Genomic DNA, 20,834 nt, shown 5'->3' with positions numbered 1-20,834 from the left:
CTAATATCGGGGCTTGCGCAGGAAGGTCTGCGACAAAACGCGGCACGCAGATCCGGCGCCGGGCAAAGTCATCTCAATGGAGACGAGGATGGCCCGGCCCCGTAAAGGGGACCGGGCCATGGGAAGAGCAGTCTGCCTGGGAGGACGAATGCTACGCGATCGATTCCGCGTTATCGGCTAATGCCCTGATAATATTCACCCTCTCCGCCACGGACCAGCTTCGGCTGCACGGCGTAGTCCGAGACAGACCCAGTAGAGGTACGGTCGATGGACCCGTTCGTGCGGCGAACAGAGGCCTCATCGCCTGCCTTTGGAGCGCGTTCAGTAAAGAGCGGCTTGTCGCTGATGCCTTCGTAATAGCTGCCGCCGGCAAAGGCAGCAGAAGCGCCGCCAAGAACGGCAGTGGCGACAAGGGCGGCGGCGAGAGCGGTGTGGACTGCATTTCTCATGTTGAACACTCCTGATCAGTCGTTCTCTTGAACGATGGGTTGGTCGCGACCACCTGTGAACGGATCAGTCTTTTCGAACGCGGCGGCCTTGCCGATGGCGTTCGATCCGAGCCGGATGGTCTGAAGAGCAGTTGCTCGGCTCTTCGGGGATAGATGTGGGGCCTCATGATGAGGAGCGGAAGTATTTATTATCGGAACACGTCGTCCAGGAATCGATAACAATAGGCTCTTGAAAATGCCGACTTCGGACTTATCGGGAAGCCGCGATGCTCGTCCTGTGACCCTTGCCTTCGGATAAAACTCGGGGCAAAAGGCCGCAATGATCCAGATTACCGGCCTCTCCGCCCGCGTCGCGGGCCGTCTTCTTATCGAAAACGCTTCCGTGACGCTTCCGGCCGGCACGAAGGCCGGCCTTGTCGGCCGCAACGGCGCCGGGAAGTCGACGCTCTTCCGGATCATCACCGGCGAACTTGCCGCCGAGACCGGCAGTGTCTCCGTGCCGAAGAACGCGCGGATCGGCCAGGTGGCCCAGGAAGCGCCGGGGACGGACGAGCCGCTGATCGAAATCGTGCTGAAGGCTGACAAGGAACGCGCCGCCCTTCTGGCAGAGGCCGAAATCGCCACCGACCCCCACCGGATCGCCGACATCCAGATGCGGCTAGCCGATATCAGCGCCCATTCGGCGGAAGCACGGGCGGCAAGCATCCTCGCCGGCCTCGGCTTCGACCATGAGGCGCAGCAGCGCCCCGCCTCCTCCTTCTCCGGCGGCTGGCGCATGCGCGTGGCGCTTGCGGCGGTGCTCTTTTCCGAGCCGGACTTGCTGCTGCTCGACGAGCCGACCAACTATCTCGATCTCGAAGGTACCTTGTGGCTCGAGGATTACATCCGCCGCTATCCACATACCGTGATCATCATCAGCCATGATCGGGACCTGTTGAACACGGCCGTCAACGCGATCGTCCACCTCGACCAGAAGAAGCTCAACTTCTATCGCGGCTCCTATGACCAGTTCGAGCGGCAGAAGGCGGAAGCCGACGAACTGCAGATGAAGGCGAAGGCCAAGAACGAAGCCGCCCGCAAGCATCTGCAGAGTTTCATCGATCGATTCAAGGCGAAGGCATCCAAGGCCCGGCAGGCGCAAAGCCGCATCAAGGCGCTCGAACGCATGGGCACGGTCGCCGCCGTCATCGAGGAGCATGTCCAGGGCTTCTCCTTCCCAGATCCGGAGAAGCAGGTCGCCTCGCCGATCGTCGCCATCCAGGGCGGTGCGGTCGGATACGAGCCGGGCAAGCCGATCCTGAAGAGGCTCAGCCTGCGCATCGACGCGGACGACCGCATTGCGCTGCTCGGCTCCAACGGCAACGGCAAGTCGACCTTTGCGAAATTCATCTCCGGCCGCCTTGCGGCAGAGGCCGGCGAGGTGCGGATCGCGCCGGGCCTGAAGACCGGCTTCTTCGCCCAGCATCAGCTCGACGATTTGATCCCGACGCAAAGCGCCGTGGAACATGTGCGCCGCCGCATGCCGGATGCGCCGGAAGCAAAGGTCCGCTCGCGCGTCGCACAGATGGGGCTGTCGACCGAGAAGATGGATACGCCAGCCAAGGACCTTTCCGGCGGCGAGAAGGCGCGGCTGCTCATGGGGCTCGCCGCTTTTGATCAGCCGAACCTTCTGATCCTAGACGAGCCGACCAACCATCTGGACATCGACAGCCGCAACGCGCTGATCACCGCCCTCAACGACTATTCCGGCGCCGTCATCCTGATCTCGCATGACCGCCACCTGATCGAAGCAACCGCCGACCGGCTTTGGCTGGTGCGGGACGGAACGGTGACGAGCTATGACGGCGATCTCGAAGACTATCGAAGCGTCATTGTCGGCGGCCCCAAGGCGAAGGACGAAAAGCCGAGGGCCAACGGCTCGGACGAAAGCCTGTCGAAGGCCGACCAGCGCAAGGCCAATGCCGGCAAGCGTGCTTCGCTGGCGCCGCTCAAGAAAAGGATCAACGAGATCGAGTCCTTGACGGCAAAACTCGAGAAACTGATTCAGGCCCTCGATGCCGAGTTGGCCGACCCGACGCTCTACGAGAAAGCGCCCGCAAAGGCGGCTCAGCGCGCAAGGGAACGGGCGGAGGCGGTAGCAAAGCTCGCCCAGGCCGAAGAGCAATGGCTCGAGCTTTCGGCCGAATACGAGGAGGCGATGGCCAGTTAGAGCAGGCCACGCTCAGCCGAGTTCGAAGGTCGTAATCCCGTAAATCCGTGGAAGCGGCAGGTCCGGCGCCGGTCCACGATACATGCGCGCGGTCTCGAAAACCGGCTTCATGTTGTAGCGCTCGCAAAGTGCCCTCGCCGAGGCGTTCGGCTCGGGAATGTCGAGGAAGATCCGCTGCCCCTTTGCTCCCGCAGCCAGCTTGCGGAACACGAGGTCGGCGCCGGTCTCGTTGTCGGCAAAGAGCGGGCCGATCTTCAACCCTTCGCGGCAGGCGCGGATCGTCCCGTATCCGGCGATGGTGCCGTCGCGCAGGAGAAGCACGCTCCGACGGGTCGGCAACTGTTTCGTCCATTCGTAGAGAAAGGCGTCGCGTCGGGCCGGATTGAAGCGGCGGTCATAGTCAATGAGAGCGGCGACATGCACCGGGGCCGCGTCGACAAGATGGGTGCCCGGAGGCTCGGTGACATCGACGGAACCGCCATAACGGACGTTCGCATGCGCCCAGGCGAAGCCCGATTTTCGATAGTTGCCCTGCTGCGCCACCACCCCGTCAAGGCCGATGACGCGGCCTTCGCTGCTGGCAATCGCCCGATCCCAGAGGGCGAAGCCGATGCCCCTGCCCCGAAACACCGGATCGGCGATGTAAAGGCCAAGAAAGGCATACTGGCTGCCGTAGCGCACCAGCGATAGGTCAGCCGCCAGGGCTTCCTCTTCCGTTGCGACCCAATAGCCCTCCGGATCGGCCGCCCAGAAGGCGTTGCCGTCCTCCAGGCCGGGATTCCAGCCCTCCCTCGCCGCCCAGTCGATGATTGTGTCAAGCTCGGCGCGCGTCGCATAGCGGATGTTCGGCATGGCAAATCCTCGACTGTGCTCCGAATGATGAGGGCGCAAGACCATCGTCATCCGAGGCATAACAGATTTGTTTGCATCTTGTGCCCCGAGGTGCCAGCTTGTTTCAAGACCGAACCCCGCTTGCCCGCCGCCCTCAATCTGCTACAAGAGGCGGCAATAAGTAATACTAATTAAGAGCGAAGCACCCATGTCCCCCATTCGAATTGCCATTGTCGGCGTCGGCAAGATCGTGCGCGATCAGCATCTGCCGGCGCTTGCCAAGGATGCCGACTATCAACTGATCGCGGCAGCGAGCCGCCATGGAACGGTCGACGGCATCGACAATTTCAAGTCGATCGAGGCGATGCTCGAGGCGGTACCGGCGATCGACGCGGTGTCGCTCTGCATGCCGCCGCAATACCGCTACGAAGCGGCCCGCACTGCCCTCGAGGCCGGCAAGCACGTCTTCCTCGAGAAGCCGCCGGGCGCGACCTTGAGCGAGGTCGCGGACCTTGAGGCGCTGGCGGCGGCCAAGGGCCGTTCGCTCTTCGCCAGCTGGCATTCGCGCTATGCACCGGCGGTCGAAGCCGCCAAGGCCTTTCTGGCGTCGACGACGATCCGCACCGTCAGGATCATCTGGAAGGAGGATGTCCGCCACTGGCATCCGAACCAGGAATGGATCTGGGCAGCCGGCGGGCTCGGCGTGTTCGATCCGGGCATCAATGCCCTGTCAATCATCACCCACATCCTGCCGCGGCCGATCTTCATAGCCTCGGCGACGCTTGAATTCCCCGAGAACCGCGACGCACCGATCGCCGCCTCGATCGCCTTCAGCGATGCCCAAAAGCTCGACGTTTCGGCCGAATTCGACTGGCGCCAGACGGGCAAGCAGAGCTGGGACATCATTGCCGAGACCGAAGCCGGCGAGATGGTTCTTTCCGAAGGCGGTGCCAAGCTCGCCATCGACGGCAAGATCGTCCACGACGAGCCGGAGCAGGAATATCCGATGCTCTATCGCCGTTTCGCCGAGATCATCAAGGAGGGCCGGTCGGACGTCGACCTGTCGCCGCTCCGGCACGTCGCCGACGCCTTCATGCTCGGCCGACGAAAATTCGTGGAAGCATTCCACGACTGAGATGAAGTGCCGGCGGGTATCGTTTGCCTCTCGCCGCTGTTTGCAGATTTGCCCCTCCCCCTAACCCTCTCCCCGCACGCGGGGAGAGGGGACTTAGAGGGGCCGCGAGTCTCCTTCGCCCCGGCTGCGGGGAGAAGGAGGCCGGCAGGCCGGATGAGGGAAACGGGCGATCATCCCTGCTGTGATTCGGCCTTCTTCTCCCACCTTCCGTCGCGGTTTTGCTGCCAATAGGTGAGGTTATGCCCCTCGCCCTTCAGCCGCTTCCATTGGCCGCGCGCCGCCTCGAGTTGCCCCTGGTCGTACCCGTCGAACATGAAGACGACGCGCTCGTATTCGGAAAGCGGCGGCGGCTCGGCGCCGTCGACGAGGAAGCGCACGGTCGCGCTATTCCGGTTGCCACTGTCGGCGACGATCAGGATCGGTTGCTCGGCGGCAAACTCACCCGCATCCGTGCCGTGCGGCAGAAAGCTGTCGTCGCGGTAGACCCAGAGATGCGTGTCGAGCGCGTCGCGCCTCTCCGCATCGACCGTTTGCACGGCCACCCGCCAGCCGCGCTCGAGGCTTCTGTCCAGGAGCGGCGGCAGGGCGTCCTCGAGTTTCGATTCGGTCAGGTGGTAGAAAAGGATTTCGGTCATTCCCGCAGCCCACTACAGCGCCGCGCGTCTTATCAGACGCGCAAAGGACGCTGTAGCACTTTGGATTGCTGCATGTCTTTATCCTTAAATCGGCGATTTAAGGATACATGCAGTAGGCAATCAGGATTCGTAGTTTGCCCGGACCAGTTCGTCGAGGAGACGCACGCCGAAGCCGGAACCCCAGGACTGGTTGATCTCATCGGTCGGCGAACCCATCGCGGTGCCGGCGATGTCGAGATGCGCCCAGGGCGTATCCTTGACGAACCGCTTCAGGAACTGCGCCGCCGTCACCGAACCGCCGTGGCGGCCGCCGGTATTTTTCATGTCTGCAAATTTGCTGTCGATCATCTTGTCGTATTCCTTGCCGAGCGGCATCCGCCACAGGCGCTCCCGCGTCGTCGTGCCGGCCTTCAGCAGCTGTTCGGCGAGGCGATCATCGTTCGAGAACAGCCCGGCATAATGATTGCTGAGCGCCACCATGATCGCGCCGGTCAGCGTGGCGAGGTCGATCATCGCCTTCGGCTTGAAGCGATCGTTGCAATACCAGAGCGCGTCGCAGAGGACGAGCCTGCCTTCGGCATCGGTGTTGATCACCTCTATCGTCTGGCCGGACATGGACGTGACGATATCGCCAGGGCGCTGCGCACTGCCGTCCGGCATGTTCTCCACGAGCCCGATGATGCCGACGGCATTGACGCTCGCCTTGCGGGCCGCCAGCACATGCATGAGACCGGTCACGGCGGCGGCACCGCCCATATCTCCCTTCATCTCCTCCATGCCGGAGGCGGGCTTGATCGAGATGCCGCCCGTGTCGAACACGACGCCCTTGCCGATGAAGGCAATCGGCTTGTCCTTTGCCTTGCCGCCCTTCCACTGCATCACGACCAGCCGCGGCGGGCGGGACGATCCTTGCGCGACGCCGAGGAGCGCGCCCATTCCGAGCTTCTTCATTTCCCGCTCGGTCAGGATCTCGACCTCGATGCCGAGCCTCTCAAGTTCCTTCGCACGCGCCGCGAACTCCACGGGGCCGAGCACATTGGCGGGCTCGTTGACGAGGTCGCGCGCCAGGAAAACGCCCTCGCCGACCGCCTGGGCGGTGGCGAATGCCTTCTTCGCGGCGATGACCATACCGGTGACGATGGTGACCTTCACCACTTTCTGAGCAGACTTGGAGTCGTCGTCGGACTTGCGTGTCTTGTAGCTGTCGAAGGCATAGGCGTTCATTTCCATGCCGAGGGCGAAGTCGGCCGCCGCCTTGCCGGTTACCTCGGCATCCGGCGCATCGATGAAGATGGTGGCCTTCTCGGCGTTGCGCAGCTTCGCGGCCGCGGCACCGCCGGCTTTCAGCCAGTCGTGGCTCGTGAGCGCTGCCGCATCTCCAAGGCCGAGCAGAATGATCCGATCCGCCGGCGAGCCGTGCGGGGCGACGACGTCGAGCGTGGAGAGCGCCTTGCCGGTGAACTTGCCGATCTTCGCCGCCTTCGGCAGCACTCCCTCGGGATCCACGACAGCGGCACCTGCCGGTTCCTTCGCGCCGGCGACCTGCAGGAGGACTGCGGAGCCCCCGGCCGGGCGGTGGGATTTGCTGAACGTGAACTCGAACTTCATCGGCATACAGGGGACTCCGGCATTTCTGGTGGGCTTCCGTCCGGCTGTTACCGGACGGCTACAGTGGCGGACATTCGCGACGTCGACCATGTTCAAAACCGTGGCGGGCACCCTTCTCGCTTTTGAAGCGCTTGGCAAGATGCCCGCACATGTTTACATGCGGTTAACCGCAGTTCTTCGCCTTATATTATCCCTGTTGTTCGAGACTCTGGGTTTCGACGAAGGAGACGGGAAACCGGTTCGGCCGGAACGCGAATACGAGGCTCGTAAGAGCATGAACGGCTCGAATGAAGAGCAGGATTTGGGTCGGAAACGGGTATGAAGCTGATCGAACGCTACATCTTCCGGCGCGCCACGATCATGTTCCTGGCAACGCTCCTGCCGCTGCTCGGCATCGTCTGGACCACGCAGGCGCTGACCAACGTCAACCTGGTCACCGACAGCGGCCAGTCGATCTTCGCCTTCCTCAAGCTCGCGACCTTGATCCTGCCTTCGGTCGTCCCAATCATCCTGCCCTTCGCGCTTTTGATCGGCGTCACCCAGACGCTGAGCGTGATGAACACCGATTCGGAACTGACGGTGCTCAACGCCGCCGGCAGTTCGCGCATGTCGGTCATCCGGCCGGTGATCTATCTTGCCGTGGGGCTCAGCGTCCTTTCCTTCGTCATCGACAATTTCGTCGAGCCCTACTCGCGCGTTGCGGTGCGCAAGATGATTGCTACGGCCCATGCCGACCTGCTTTCCTCAGTGGTGCAGGAAAACGCCTTCCGGAAGATCACCGACGGACTTTACGTGCAGGTCGCGGCGCGGCGCAGCGGCGGCGTCCTGCACGGAATCTTCGTCGCCGATTCGCGCAATCCGAACTTCGAGCTCGTCTACTATGCCCGCGAGGGCGCGGTCGACGAGGAGCGTTCGGCGCTGGTGATGAAGGACGGCGAAGTCCATCGCAAACTGCCGGACGGCGGCGTCTCGGTCATCAAGTTCGATTCCTACGCCTTTGATCTTACCGACATGACCAGGGCGGCGGGCGAAGCCACCATTCGGGCCAAGGATCGCGACCTCTTCTATCTCATCGATCCCGATCCGGAAGATCCTTCCTACAAGCGCTCGCCGCTGACCTTTACGGCGGAACTGCACCGGCGCCTCACCGAGTGGATCTACCCGCTCCTCTTCGGTTTGATCGCCCTCGTCGTCAGCAGCGATGCCCGCTCGCACCGGGAGGCGCGCGTTCATCCGACGATCAGTGCCGTGGGCGCGGCCCTCGTCATCCGCTGGATGACCTTCTACGCCGGCAACAGCGCCGAAGATTCGATCTGGTTCATACCGCTCATGTATCTGGTGCCGCTGGTGACCGGCGCCCTGGCGATTCGCCAGCTCGCCAGCAACCGCCGCCTCGACATACCCATGACGTGGAAGGAAAAATTCACCGATCTCATGTTGCGGCTTCGGCTAGTGCGGCCGGCCGGCGCCGACGGGGAACAGGCGTCATGATCCTCAACACCCTCGGACTCTATTTCTTCAAACGTTACATCGTCACCACGTTCTGGTTCCTGGTCGGCATCTTCGCGCTGATCTTCATCATCGATTTCAGCGAGCTCTCCAGCCGCATGTCGGCCCTGCCGCACTACACGGTCAGCGGCGCCCTGTTGATGACGACGTTCCGCATCCCGACCATCCTGCAGCAGACGGTACCCTTCGTGGCCCTGTTTTCCGCCATGGCTGCACTGATCTCGCTCAACCGCCGCTACGAGCTGGTCGTCACGCGGGCCGCCGGCATTTCCGTCTGGCAGTTCCTGAGACCCTTCGTGCTGGGTGCGTTCCTCTTCGGCGTTCTCGCCGTCGCAGCCCTCAACCCGCTTGCCGCCTGGGGAACGAAACGGGCGGAAGCGCTGGAGGCGGAATGGGGTTCCTCCCGCTCGGCGCAATCCAATTCGATTCCGTGGCTTCGACAGATCTATGACGGCACCGACACGATCATCGGCGCCCGGTCCGTCCAGAACGGCGGCACGGAGCTCATCAACGTCACCGTCATCCACTTTGATCCACAGGGAACCATCATCCTGCGTCAGGATGCTAAGTCGGCGAAACTCGAAGATGGTTACTGGCTCCTTAACGGGGTCACCGAAAGCGGCAACGGACGGCTGCCCCGACGTCTGGAAACGGTACGTCTTCGTACCAATCTGAAAGCCGATTTCGTCCAGGAACGCTTGGCAAAGGCTGATTCCATTCAGTTTTTCGACCTGCCGCACAAAATCGAAGTGGCCCGATCCTTCGGCTTCTCGACCGACGCCATGGAGACCCAGCTACACTCGCTCCTGTCGCTGCCACTGCTTCTCGTTGCGATGACTTTGATCGCCGCCTGCGTGTCTCTAAAGTTTAGCCGGTTCAACCAATCGCGCTCCGTAATTCTCGGTGGAATCCTGTCAGGCTTCGTGCTTTATGTCGTCACCGTGCTTGTCAAAGCATTCGGGAGCAGCGGTATCGTGCCTCCGTTCGTTGCAGCCTGGTTGCCAGTTGTTGTAGCGATGGCGCTGGGCTCGACGATTCTATTGCATCAGGAGGATGGCTAGTGGCGGCAGGCAACCGCGGACCTATGAAGCTTATCAACGCCGCCCTCCTCGCAGGCGTGGCGCTGCATGCGCTTGCCATCGGAATGCATGCGCCGGCCATGGCGCAGGACACATCTACCCGAATCGACCAGCTGCAGCCGAACATCCCGGCCGACGCGAAGCTCCTGCTGACCGCCAATGAGCTGGTCTACAACCGCGACACGGAAATCGTCATCGTGCGCGGCAACGTCCAGATCGAATATGGCGGCTACAAGATGGTGGCCCGCCAGGTCGAGTACAATCAGCAAAGCGGCCGTATTCTTGCGACCGGGGAAGTGCAGCTGATCGAGCCCGGCGGCAATGTCGTCTATGCCGACAAGATGGACGTCACCGACGATTTCGGCGATGGTTTCGTCACGGCGTTGCGGATTGAAACCACCGACCTGACCCGGCTTGCGGCCGAAAGCGGCGAACGGCGCGGCGGCGAAGAATTCATCCTCAACAAGGCCGTCTATACCGCCTGTACGCCCTGCTCGACCAAACCGGAGCACCGCTCGCTGTGGCACATCAAGGCGCAGCGTGTCATTCAGAACGGCCGCACCCGCACGATTCGCCTTGAACACGCCTATTTCGAGCTCTTCGGAAAGCCGATCGCCTACATACCGGTGATGGAAATTCCCGACCACACCGTCAAACGCAAGAGCGGCTTCCTGTTTCCGACTTTCCGCTACGCGCAGAAACTCGGCGCCGGCGTCGGCATCCCCTATTATTGGGCGATCTCGCCCTATATGGACGCAACCGTCACCGCGACCGGATTGACGCGCCAGGGCTTCCTGCTCGAAGGCGAGTTCCGCCAGCGGTTCCACAACGGCATGCATACGCTGAACGTGGCCGGCATCAGCCAGATGGACCGGGACCAGTTCACGCCCGGAACCGTCGATGCGCAGGAGACCGCACGCGGCATGGTGGCGTCCAAGGGCCGATTCGAGATCAATCCGCGCTGGACCTTCGGCTGGAACGTTCTCGTCCAATCGGACAACAACTTCGCCAAGACCTACGACCTTTCGTCGTTCGATGGCACGACCTATGTCAACCAGGCCTACTTGTCCGGTCTCGGCAAGCGCAACTATTTCGACCTGCGCGCCTTCTATTTCGACATCCAGGATGCCGATCCGGACAGCATCGCCGAAAACCAGCAGCCGATCGCGCAGGTCCTCGACTATTCCTACACGGCGCCCGAACCGGTGCTGGGCGGCGAGCTCAATGCCGACTTCAACTTCACGAACGTCAAGCGCAACCGGCTCGACCGCGACACGACGGTTTTCGGCGTGGATCGCTTCCGCGGGCTTGAGGGAACGTCGCATCGCCTGACCGGCGAACTCGAATGGAAGCGGACCTTCATCGCCCCAGGCGGTCTGGCGCTGACGCCATTGCTTGCGGCGCGCGGCGACGCGATCGGCGTCAATGTCGACGACCCCGTCGGCTACACCGGCGATTTCACCAGCAGCGATGCCGTGACGCGGAGCATGCTCACCGCGGGTCTCGAGGCGCGCTATCCGATCCTTTTTGCCGGTGAAACGAGCAGCCACGTGCTGGAGCCGATCGCACAGCTCTATGCGCGGCCGAACGAACAGTATGCCGGGGCGCTGCCGAACGAAGATGCCCAGAGCTTCGTGTTCGACGCCACCAATCTCTTCGATCGCGACAAGTTTTCCGGTTTCGACCGGATCGAGGGCGGAACACGTGCCAATGTCGGCTTCCGTTACACCGGAAGCTTCGACAACGGCTACGGCCTGCGCGCCATTGCCGGGCAATCGTTCCACCTCGGCGGCCTCAACTCCTTCGCAACTGACGATCTCGTCAAGGCTGGGGCGGATTCGGGCCTGGAAAGCGACCGATCCGATTACGTGGCGATGTTCGGCGTCGACGCGCCTTCCGGTTTGATGGCAAGTCTCTCCGGCCGTCTGGACGAAGAGGACTTCAGCCTGCGGCGTGCCGATGCGACGGTCGGCTATCTCGGGCTGACATGGCAGGCCGCCTTCACCTATACGCGGATCGAGGCACAGCCGCTCTACGGCTCGGCCTTCGACCAGGACGAGATCCAATCGGCTGCCGCCTATCGGTTCCACGACTACTGGTCGGTGTTCGGCGGCGTGACTTACGACATCAATGAGGGCGTCGTAACCCGGCATGGCTTGGGACTGACCTATGACGATCAGGACACGCTGTTCTCGATCGTCTACAAGTCGGAGCGGGATACGGACAGCACGGTCGCCAACGACTGGTCGATCGGTGCCCGCATCAGTTTCCGCACGCTCGGCGACATCAATGTGGGCGAGACCACCTTCGAAGAGCTGGACTATTTCTGAGACGTCCCTCGCTCCTCTTCTAATCTCGAGCGCCGTGATCGCGCCGCATAAATGCGGCGCGATCGTTTGATCACGCGCTCTTGTCATCGTTTAGCCGCATGTATTATGCATTTCCCACAAATTGACAGTGGGCAGGCGGACGGTTGAGGCTGTGGCAACGGCTGCGAGCAATCGACGCGGGATGAGCAGGGAACGATAATGGGCGGGAAATTCTCGATCGTGAAGGCGCTCTCCGCCCTGGCGGTCGCCGGGGTGCTGAGCTTTGCTTCGGGTACGGCCGTTCAGGCTGCGAGCGGAGTGAGTGTAATCGTCAACAATACGGTGATCACCTCAGGTGATATCGCCAAGCGCGTGGCGTTCCTTCGCCTGCAGCGCCAGGGCGGCGGCGCGGCCGAAGCCAAGAACCAGCTGATCGACGAGGTGCTGAAGCGCGCCGAGATCGCGCGCGTCCAGCAGTCGGTGAGCACCCAGGAGGTCGACGCCGCCTATGCGCGGTTTGCCGCCGGCAACAAGCTGTCGCCTGAACAGCTCGGCAAGATTCTCGACCAATCCGGCGTCGGCGTCGAGCATTTCAAGCAGTATATCGCTGTCCAGATGAGCTGGCCGCGGGTCGTCAATTTCCGCTATGGCAGCGCCACGCGCCTCTCCGGTGGCGATCTCGTCAAACGCATGATGGAAGGCGGCGGCGACAAGCCGGTCACCACCGAGTACTTCCTGCAGCAGGTCATCTTCGTCATACCGGAAAAGAAGCGCGGCGCAATCACCGCCAAGCGGCAGGCCGAAGCCAATGCCTCGCGCTCGAAGTTCCCCGGCTGCGAGACGTCGAAGGTGTTTGCCGCGAACTACCGTGACGTATCGATCCGCAGCCTCGGCCGCGTGCTTGCCCAGCAGCTGCCGGAAGATTGGAAGCCGCTCGTCGAAAAGGCGGGCGACGGCATGACGACAGGTACGCGCGTCACCGAAAAGGGCGTCGAATATCTGGCAATCTGCAAGAAGCGCCAGGTCAATGACGACGCCGCCGCCGAAGTCGTCTTCCGCGCCGAGGATATCGGCAAGAAGAAGGCCGGCGGCGAAGATCCGAACAGCGAAAAATATCTCGAGGAACTGCGCTCCAAGGCGCAGATCGTCAACAAGTAATACGGGCTAACATGAGCGACACGCGCGGCAGGCCGGTTGCCCTGACGATGGGCGACCCGGCCGGTATCGGCCCGGACATCACTCTTGCCGTTTGGGCAAAGCGGGAGGCGCAGGCAACTGCGCCTTTCCTCTTCATCGGCGACCCCGCGGTGCTTTCGGCACGCGCCAAGACGCTCGGGATCACCGTGCGGATCGAGGAAACCGATTGTCTCAACTCCGCCGCCGTTTTCCCGAATGCCCTGCCGGTATTGCCGATCCCATGTCGCGCTACCGTTAGCGCCGGTGAACCGAGCGCGGAGAATGCCGCTGCCGTGACCGAAGCGATCGATACAGCCGTTCGACTCGTCATTGCCGGTGAGGCGTCGGCCGTGACGACAAATCCCATCGCCAAAGCCGTGCTCTACGAGGCGGGCTTCCGCTTCCCCGGCCATACGGAATACCTCGCCGATCTGGCGGAGAAGGCGACCGGAACCGCCGTCCTGCCGGTGATGATGCTGGCGGGGCCGAAACTGCGCGCCGTTCCCGTGACGATCCATATCCCGCTCAAGGATGTTCCCGCCGCACTGACGCCGGATCTGATCTACCGGACCTCTACGATTACCGCCGCCGATCTCAAGAGCCGCTTCGGGCTGGAGACGCCGCGCCTGGCGATCGCCGGACTGAACCCGCATGCCGGAGAAGGCGGCGCGCTCGGTCTCGAGGACGATGCTGTCATCCGCCCGGTCGTCGACCGGCTTCGCGGCGAAGGTCTGAACGTCGTCGGCCCGCTTCCGGCGGACACCATGTTCCACGACCGGGCAAGAGAGACCTACGACGTCGCGATCTGCATGTATCACGATCAAGCGCTGATCCCAGCCAAGGCGCTCGGCTTCGACGAGAGCGTCAATGTGACGCTTGGCTTACCCTTCATCAGAACATCGCCGGACCACGGCACCGCCTTTGCGATTGCCGGAAAGGGAATGGCTCGCGAAGACAGCTTGCAGGCGGCCTTGCGGCTTGCCGCGGAACTTTCGGCAAATGCCGGGAAGGCTCAGCGCTGATGGCAGCTCTCGATGGTCTGCCGCCGCTTCGCGACGTCATCCAGCGCCACGGGCTGGATGCAAAGAAGGCGCTTGGGCAGAACTTCCTGCTCGATCTCAACCTCACCCAGAAGATCGCCCGCACGGCCGGCCCCCTTGACGACGTCACCGTCATCGAAGTGGGGCCGGGCCCCGGCGGGCTGACGCGCGCCATCCTGGCGCTCGGCGCAAAGAGGGTCGTGGCAATCGAACGAGACTCGCGTTGCCTGCCGGCACTTGCCGAAGTCGGCGCCCACTATCCCGGTCGGCTCGACATCGTCGAAGGCGACGCCCTGAAGGTCGATTTCGAGAGCCTTGCCGAGGGTCCGGTGCGTATCATCGCCAACCTGCCCTACAATGTCGGCACGCAGCTTCTCGTCAACTGGCTGCTGCCGGAGCGCTGGCCGCCCTTCTGGGAGTCGATGACGCTGATGTTCCAGCGGGAAGTCGGATTGCGCATCGTCGCAGGCGCCGACGACGATCACTATGGCCGCCTTGGCGTCCTCTGCGGCTGGAGAACCAAGGCGCGCCTCGCCTTCGACGTGCCGCCGCAGGCCTTCACCCCTCCTCCGAAGGTCACGTCCACGGTTGTGCATCTCGAGCCGATCGAAACGCCCATTCCCTGTGTGGTATCCTCTCTCGAGAAAGTCACGCAGGCAGCCTTCGGCCAGCGCCGCAAGATGCTGCGCCAGAGCCTCAAGCCGCTCGGTGGCGAAGCACTGCTCGGCAAGGCCGGCATCGACCCGCAACGCCGAGCCGAGACGCTGACGGTCGAAGAATTCTGCCGCCTTGCGAATTGCCTGTGAGCCGACACGAAGGACTTAGAACGGGTTTTCCGTCAGAAGCCCGTTGACGAATTCGAACAGACCGGGGCGACGGTCGCGGCGCAGGCGCTCCGCTTCGATGATAGAACGGACCGAGGAGAAGGCGCGGTCCAGATCGTCGTTGACGACGATATAGTCGTATTCCCGCCAATGCTCGATCTCCGCGCGCGAGTTGGCGAGTCGAGTGGCGATCACCTCCTCGGTGTCTTCGGCGCGACGGTGCAGTCGCGACTGCAGCTCGGCCATGGACGGCGGCAGGATGAAGATCGAGACCACGTCGCCCGCCATCTTTTCCTGCAATTGCTGCGCACCTTGCCAGTCGATGTCGAAGAGCATGTCACGCCCTTCGGCCATCGCCGCCTCCACCGCGTCGCGCGGCGTGCCGTAAAAATTGCCGTGTACCTCGGCCCATTCGAGCAGCGAATCCGTCGCCCTCAGGGCTTCGAATTCGCGGATCGTCTTGAAGTGGTAGTGCCGGCCCTCGATCTCGCTCAGTCTCTTCGCGCGCGTCGTCACACTCACGGAAATGCTCAGTTCCGGATCGGCTTCAAGCAGGTTGCGCGCGATGGTCGACTTGCCCGCACCCGAGGGCGACGAGATCACGAGCATCAATCCGCGACGGGGTATCCTGATGGGCGATGCGGTCGCCGATTTCATGTGTTACTCCAGATTCTGAACCTGTTCGCGGAACTGGTCGATCACAACCTTCAGTTCGATGCCCGCGGCCGAGACGACAGCGGCATTCGACTTCGAACAGATCGTATTCGATTCCCGGTTAAATTCCTGTGCAAGGAAATCCAGCTTGCGTCCGACCGGACCGCCTTTCGTCAGAAGCTCGCGGGCGGCAGCGATATGCGAGCGGAGCCGGTCGATCTCTTCCCGGAGGTCGGCCTTGGTGGCAAGAAGTGCGACCTCGGCATGCAATCTCTCGCGGTCGATCGACGAGGCATTGTCCATGATCAGCGCGACCTGCTGCACCAGTCGCGCGGCAATGGCCGAAGGGCTGCGTGAGGGATCGTTCTCCACCGTCGTCGTCAGCGCTTCGATGCGGTCCACCTGCGCCAGCAGAACTTTTTCAAGCGCCGCTCCCTCGTCTTCGCGCATCGCCATGAGGTCGCCAAGCGCCAGCTCCAGCCCCTTGACAATGTCGGCGTCGCGGGCGGCGCGCTCGCTCTCGCTTTCCTCCGGCTCGCGAAGATCGATGATGCCGCGGAGCGACAGAAGCGTATCGAACCTCAGCGGCGCCGGATCGACGAGATCCCCGAGCTGCTCGCGGAGCCTCAGGACAGCGTCCAGGGCACCCCGATTGATCACGGCGTCGACGGCCGTCTCGCCGCCGCTGACCGACAGGGCGATCTGCAGGTTGCCGCGAGAGAAATACTGCGGAGCAAGACGCCGACAGTCGGGCTCGAAACGCTCCAGCCCCTGCGGCAGGCGGAGCCGCACATCGAGCCCCTTGCCGTTGACCGAGCGCAACTCCCAGGCCCAGCGATAGCGGCCGCTGCTCCCCTCTCTCCTGGCGAAGCCGGTCATCGATTGGAGCGGCATGGTTTCCTCCATTTCGCTGCTGAGTGCTTCCTCTAGCCGATTGCAGACGAGGGCCAAACACGCAGCGTTGCTAAGCTACAGCGGCTTTGTGCGTCCGCAAGAACGCAAGGCGCTGTCGTGCAGACAGCAATAGGGCGACGGCGCGGCATACCGCAAGGGATATCCGCGCCGTCCGCCAATCGTCCACAATGAGCCTGTCTATTGCGCCTCGGGCACCGTGGCGGCATCCGCAGCCGCCTTCGCCGCCTCGGCCGCCTTTTCGGCCTCGAGCTTTCGCCACCGCCGCACATTCGCATTGTGCTCTTCGAGGGTTGCGGCGAAGACGTGACCGCCGGTCCCATCGGCGACAAAATAAAGCTCGGGCGTACGCGACGGATTAGCCACCGCTTCCAGCGCCGCCCGGCCCGGATTTGCGATCGGCGTCGGCGGCAGGCCCTTGATGATATAGGTGTTGTAGGGCGTTTGCTTTTCCAGGTCCGACTTCAGGATCGCCCGGTCGGCTGGTTTGCCCTCGCCGCCGAAGATGCCGTAGATGATCGTCGGATCCGACTGCAGGCGCATGCCTTTTTCCAACCGGTTGATGAACACGGAGGCTACACGCGGCCGTTCGTCTGCGCGGCCCGTTTCCTTCTCGACGATGGACGCGAGCGTGACGAACTCGTCGACCGACGAAACCGGCAGCTTCGGGTCACGCTTTTCCCAGATCTGCTCGACCAGCGACTTTTGTGCCGCAACCATCTGCTGGACGATCTCGGCCCGCTTGGTGCCGCGGGTGAATTTGTAGGTGTCCGGCTTCAGCGAGCCTTCGGCCGGCAGTTCCGTTGGCAGGTCGCCCACGAGCACCGGGTCGTCCGCAAGCTTGCGGAACATCTGCTTCACCGTCAGCCCTTCCGGCAGAGACACGGCATAAAGGATCGACTTGCCGGATTTCAGCAGTTCCATGATCTCCTGCATCGACGCATGCGCCTTGATCTCGTATTCGCCGGCCTTCAGCGTTTCGTTGTGGAGATAGGCTTCGGAGACGAAGCGGAACACACGGGCGTCGCTGATGATGCTGTTGCGTTCCAGGTCCTCGGCAATCTGAATAATGCCGGCCCCGCTGCGCACGATGAAGTTCCTGTTCGCTTCCAGGGGCCCAGCTTTCTCGTATTCATGCATGGCGTAGTAGACGGCGCCCGCCGCCGCCAACACGACGAAAACCACCACGGTCATCAGGAAATTGAGGAAGATGACGACCTGGCTGCGTGCTTTCCTGGAACGCTTCGGCGGCTCCGGCACGCGTTCGGGTCGTAGCGCCTCGTTCGCCGACTTCGGAATGATCGGCCCGTTGCTCCCGGTCTCATTGCGGCCGAACTGCGCCGCGCTGTTATCGTTTGAGTCGCTCACGATTTTCCCGAATCCGAAACCCGCAAATTCAATTGAGCTGTCGCCGGCGCGAATTTCGGCTTAGACCGGCGGCAAGCGTAACGTGCACGAATGTGTCAGAGCAATGGATAGTCTACAATGCCGGTTGTGCCTTGCGCGAACATAGCCAAGCGGGGCGACGCCGACACGGCATTTCCCGCCGACAGCTTGTAGCGAGCATTGCGGCAAAAAGCGGGATAAGGCAACGCACGGGCCAGGAAAGCGCGAGCGGTTTCTCGCTCGCGCTGCCGCAGCCGGTCCGACGGGATCAGTGACCCCGGTAGCGGCGCAGCACCAGCGAAGCATTGGTGCCGCCGAATCCGAAGGAATTCGACAGGGCGACGTTGATTTCCCGCTTGCGGGCAACGTGCGGCACCAGGTCGATCTTCGTCTCGACCGACGGATTGTCGAGATTGAGGGTCGGCGGTGCGATATTGTCGCGAATCGCGAGCGCCGAGAAAATCGCCTCGACCGCGCCCGCAGCCCCGAGCAGATGACCGATCGCCGATTTCGTCGAAGACATCGAGATCTTCGAAGCGCTGTCGCCGACCAGCCGCTCGACCGCGCCGAGTTCGATCGTGTCGGCCATGGTGGATGTGCCGTGCGCGTTGATGTAGTCGACGTCGGCGGCTGTCACGCCGGCGCGCTTCAGCGCCATCTGCATGCAACGGTAGGCGCCGTCGCCGTCTTCCGACGGAGCGGTGATGTGGAATGCGTCACCGGAAAGGCCGTAGCCGACCACCTCCGCGTAGATCTTGGCGCCGCGCGCCTTGGCGTGCTCAAGCTCCTCGAGAATGACGATGCCGGCGCCCTCGCCCATGACGAAGCCGTCGCGATCGGCATCATAGGGACGGGATGCCTTTTCCGGATTGTCGTTGTGCTGTGTCGAGAGCGCCTTGCAGGCGGCAAAGCCGGCGAGCGAAATGCGGCAGATCGGCGATTCTGTGCCGCCCGCCACCATCACGTCGGCGTCGCCGAGCGCGATCAGGCGGCTCGCATCGCCGATCGCGTGCGCGCCGGTCGAACACGCCGTGACAACCGAATGGTTCGGGCCGCGCAGCTTGTGGCGGATGGAGACCTGGCCGGAGGCGAGATTGATCAGGCGGCCGGGGATGAAGAAGGGCGAAAGCCGGCGCGGCCCCTTGTCGCGCAGCGTGTAGCCGCCTTCGACGATGCCTTCGAGGCCGCCGATGCCGGAGCCGATCAGCACGCCGGTGGCAATCTGATCCTCGTCGCTTTCCGGCTTCCAGCCGGCGTCCGCCAGCGCCATGTCGGCGGCGGCCATCGCGTAGACGATGAAGGGGTCGACCTTGCGCTGCTCCTTGGGCTCCATCCAGTCGTCGGCATTGAAGGTGCCGTCGAATCCGTCGCCGAACGGAATGCGGCAGGCGATCTTGGCGGGGAGGTCCTCGACCTCGAATTCGGTCACCTTGCGCGCTGCGTTGCCGCCGGCAAGAAGACGCGACCAGCTAACCTCGGTTCCGCAACCTAAAGGAGATACCATGCCGGTACCGGTGATAACGACACGTCTCATGCCCATGATCCACCCTGAACGTTCCATTCCGGAGCCCGACCGGTACGCGTGCGACGAGCCCGATCCCTGCATCCCTTGCAGCTTCGACGATCAGAGGGAAAGGCGGGAGCGCTTTGCTGATCGCGACCCGCAATCGCGGCGGGCCAGCCCACATCCCCAGGGCTGTACGGGCCGCGGTCCAGCGGCCCGCCGGGCGGCCTTGCGGCCGCAGCGACGATTAGGCCTGGGCCTTTTCGATGAACTTGACGGCGTCGCCGACGGTCAGGATCGAATCCGCCGCGTCGTCCGGAATCTCGACGCCGAATTCTTCTTCGAAGGCCATGACCAGTTCGACGGTGTCGAGCGAGTCCGCGCCGAGGTCGTCGATGAAGCTTGCGCCTTCGCTTACTTTTTCGGCATCGACGCCAAGATGATCAATAACAATTTTCTTCACGCGTTCTGCGATATCGCTCATGTCGGAGTTCCTCGACCTTCGTTTTCTCTGCGGCGCCATTGTTGGCGCCGGTACTCGTTCACGCCTGATAGACCAAGATGGCCCACCGGGCAATCCATTCAACCGAAAACCGCGGAAAACCCGTGGCAGCAGGGGCTGCCGGACAACCTGGCCGGACCGGTCGACTGCGCACAGTCATGGCCCGATTAACACGGTTTAAGTCTGCCGCAAAGTCCGAAAATGCCCGACATTCGCTTGCTCAACATTGAATTTCAGGCATTTGACATCGATGGGCGATCGCACTGACCGGGCGCCCGGCGGCAGGCAGCAGGCTGCATCACCCGGCCGCCGAAAAAGCAGGTCAGATCATCGCCATGCCGCCGTTGACGTGGATGGTCTGACCGGTGACGTAGCCCGCTTCGTTGGAGGCGAGATAGGCAACGGCGGAAGCGACTTCGGCACCGCTTCCCATCCGGCGCATCGGGATCGCCGCCATGATGCCTTCCTTCTGCTTGTCGTTCAGCTTGCCGGTCATCGCGCTCTCGATGAAGCCCGGCGCCACGCAATTGACCGTGACGTTGCGGGTGGCGATCTCCTGGGCGAGCGACTTGGAGAAGCCGATCATGCCGGCCTTCGACGCGCAGTAGTTGGCCTGACCCGGATTGCCGGTCACGCCGACGACGGAAGTGATGTTGACGATGCGGCCGAACCGCCGGCGCATCATCGGATGCGTCAGCTCGCGGGTCAGCCGGAAGACGGCCGTCAGGTTGACCTCCAGGACATTATCCCAGTCCTCGTCGCTCATGCGGACGAAAAGACCGTCCTTGGTGATGCCGGCATTGTTGACGAGAATGTCCACGCCGCCGAGCTCGGTGTCCGCCTTCTCGCCGAGCGCCTTGACTTCCACGCGATCAGAGAGATTTGCCGGAAAGATCCGGACCCGCTCGCCAAGAGTGTTGGCGAGCGCCTCGAGCTTTTCGACGCGCGTGCCGTGAAGGCCGACAATTGCGCCTTGGGCGTGCAGCACGCGGGCGATTTCCTCGCCGATGCCGCCGGATGCACCGGTGACGAGAGCCTTGCGGCCGGAAAGATCGAACATGGATTTCTCCCT

Annotated in this window: 19 protein-coding genes; 9 read left to right on the top strand and 10 right to left on the bottom strand. The window is 62.8% G+C overall.

The annotated features are described in order from the left end of the window. Nucleotides 1-170: 170 nt before the first annotated feature. Nucleotides 171-449, bottom strand: a complete 279-nt coding sequence (locus CO664_RS16835; protein ID WP_097526498.1) for a hypothetical protein — start codon at nt 447-449, stop codon at nt 171-173. Nucleotides 450-768: 319 nt separating this feature from the next. Here CO664_RS16835 and CO664_RS16830 point away from each other — a divergent pair, with 319 nt between their 5' ends. Then, a complete protein-coding gene (locus CO664_RS16830; protein WP_037413879.1) occupies nt 769-2,658 on the top strand; it encodes an ABC-F family ATP-binding cassette domain-containing protein in 1,890 nt (629 codons plus the stop codon). Between the two features lie 12 nt (nt 2,659-2,670). Here CO664_RS16830 and CO664_RS16825 read toward each other — a convergent pair whose 3' ends face one another. Beyond that, nucleotides 2,671-3,510: a GNAT family N-acetyltransferase gene (locus CO664_RS16825; protein ID WP_097539395.1), complete on the bottom strand. Its 840-nt coding sequence runs from the start codon at nt 3,508-3,510 to the stop codon at nt 2,671-2,673. Nucleotides 3,511-3,697: 187 nt separating this feature from the next. On the opposite strand from CO664_RS16825, the gene CO664_RS16820 reads away from it, so the two are divergent. Beyond that, complete coding sequence (locus CO664_RS16820; RefSeq protein WP_097539394.1) at nt 3,698-4,624, top strand: Gfo/Idh/MocA family oxidoreductase; 927 nt, start codon at nt 3,698-3,700, stop codon at nt 4,622-4,624. Nucleotides 4,625-4,794: 170 nt separating this feature from the next. On the opposite strand, the gene CO664_RS16815 is transcribed toward CO664_RS16820, so the two are convergent. Next, a complete protein-coding gene (locus CO664_RS16815) occupies nt 4,795-5,259 on the bottom strand; it encodes a DNA polymerase III subunit chi (RefSeq protein ID WP_097539393.1) in 465 nt (154 codons plus the stop codon). 120 nt (nt 5,260-5,379) lie between these two features. After that, a complete protein-coding gene (locus tag CO664_RS16810; protein ID WP_097539392.1) occupies nt 5,380-6,873 on the bottom strand; it encodes a leucyl aminopeptidase in 1,494 nt (497 codons plus the stop codon). Here CO664_RS16810 and CO664_RS16805 point away from each other — a divergent pair. From CO664_RS16805 to rsmA, 7 genes are all read left to right on the top strand, one after another. Beyond that, on the top strand, nt 6,851-7,189 hold the full coding sequence (locus tag CO664_RS16805) for a hypothetical protein (RefSeq protein ID WP_097539391.1): 339 nt from the start codon (nt 6,851-6,853) through the stop codon (nt 7,187-7,189). The two genes, CO664_RS16810 and CO664_RS16805, sit on opposite strands and share 23 nt — an antisense overlap. Next, nucleotides 7,186-8,358 (top strand): LPS export ABC transporter permease LptF, encoded by a 1,173-nt coding sequence (lptF, locus tag CO664_RS16800; protein ID WP_097539390.1) that lies wholly within the window; start codon nt 7,186-7,188, stop codon nt 8,356-8,358. The genes CO664_RS16805 and lptF overlap by 4 nt, the downstream gene beginning before the upstream one ends. Beyond that, nucleotides 8,355-9,437, top strand: a complete 1,083-nt coding sequence (gene lptG, locus CO664_RS16795; protein ID WP_037413863.1) for an LPS export ABC transporter permease LptG — start codon at nt 8,355-8,357, stop codon at nt 9,435-9,437. The genes lptF and lptG overlap by 4 nt, the downstream gene beginning before the upstream one ends. Further along, a complete protein-coding gene (locus tag CO664_RS16790; protein WP_097526505.1) occupies nt 9,437-11,785 on the top strand; it encodes an LPS-assembly protein LptD in 2,349 nt (782 codons plus the stop codon). Before lptG ends, CO664_RS16790 begins: the two co-directional genes overlap by 1 nt. A gap of 198 nt (nt 11,786-11,983) precedes the next feature. Next, entirely contained in the window at nt 11,984-12,922 is a 939-nt protein-coding gene (locus tag CO664_RS16785; RefSeq protein ID WP_097539389.1) for a peptidylprolyl isomerase, read from the top strand. A gap of 11 nt (nt 12,923-12,933) precedes the next feature. Continuing rightward, the gene (gene pdxA / locus CO664_RS16780; protein ID WP_097539388.1) at nt 12,934-13,962 is read left to right on the top strand and encodes a 4-hydroxythreonine-4-phosphate dehydrogenase PdxA; all 1,029 of its coding nucleotides are present in this window, start codon (nt 12,934-12,936) and stop codon (nt 13,960-13,962) included. After that, nucleotides 13,962-14,786: a 16S rRNA (adenine(1518)-N(6)/adenine(1519)-N(6))-dimethyltransferase RsmA gene (gene rsmA / locus CO664_RS16775; RefSeq protein WP_097526507.1), complete on the top strand. Its 825-nt coding sequence runs from the start codon at nt 13,962-13,964 to the stop codon at nt 14,784-14,786. The genes pdxA and rsmA overlap by 1 nt, the downstream gene beginning before the upstream one ends. Nucleotides 14,787-14,801: 15 nt before the next feature. On the opposite strand, the gene gmk is transcribed toward rsmA, so the two are convergent. The 6 genes from gmk to fabG form a co-directional block, all read right to left on the bottom strand. Next, the gene (gmk, locus tag CO664_RS16770) at nt 14,802-15,461 is read right to left on the bottom strand and encodes a guanylate kinase (protein WP_037379753.1); all 660 of its coding nucleotides are present in this window, start codon (nt 15,459-15,461) and stop codon (nt 14,802-14,804) included. A 3-nt stretch (nt 15,462-15,464) separates the two neighbouring features. Further along, entirely contained in the window at nt 15,465-16,352 is an 888-nt protein-coding gene (locus CO664_RS16765) for a YicC/YloC family endoribonuclease (protein WP_037413969.1), read from the bottom strand. A gap of 198 nt (nt 16,353-16,550) precedes the next feature. Further along, a complete protein-coding gene (gene mltG / locus CO664_RS16760) occupies nt 16,551-17,738 on the bottom strand; it encodes an endolytic transglycosylase MltG (protein ID WP_097539387.1) in 1,188 nt (395 codons plus the stop codon). Nucleotides 17,739-18,024: 286 nt separating this feature from the next. Further along, nucleotides 18,025-19,290: a beta-ketoacyl-ACP synthase II gene (fabF, locus tag CO664_RS16755; RefSeq protein ID WP_097526566.1), complete on the bottom strand. Its 1,266-nt coding sequence runs from the start codon at nt 19,288-19,290 to the stop codon at nt 18,025-18,027. Nucleotides 19,291-19,507: 217 nt separating this feature from the next. After that, nucleotides 19,508-19,744: an acyl carrier protein gene (locus tag CO664_RS16750; protein WP_003531676.1), complete on the bottom strand. Its 237-nt coding sequence runs from the start codon at nt 19,742-19,744 to the stop codon at nt 19,508-19,510. Between the two features lie 340 nt (nt 19,745-20,084). Continuing rightward, on the bottom strand, nt 20,085-20,822 hold the full coding sequence (gene fabG, locus CO664_RS16745; RefSeq protein ID WP_097526508.1) for a 3-oxoacyl-[acyl-carrier-protein] reductase: 738 nt from the start codon (nt 20,820-20,822) through the stop codon (nt 20,085-20,087). Nucleotides 20,823-20,834 lie beyond the last annotated feature (12 nt).

The organism is Sinorhizobium sp. NG07B (assembly GCF_002532005.1).
Classification (GTDB): Bacteria; Pseudomonadota; Alphaproteobacteria; order Rhizobiales; family Rhizobiaceae; genus Sinorhizobium; species Sinorhizobium fredii_C.
Note: the sequence above shows the minus strand (reverse complement) of the source record. Positions and strands in the feature narration are given on the sequence as shown.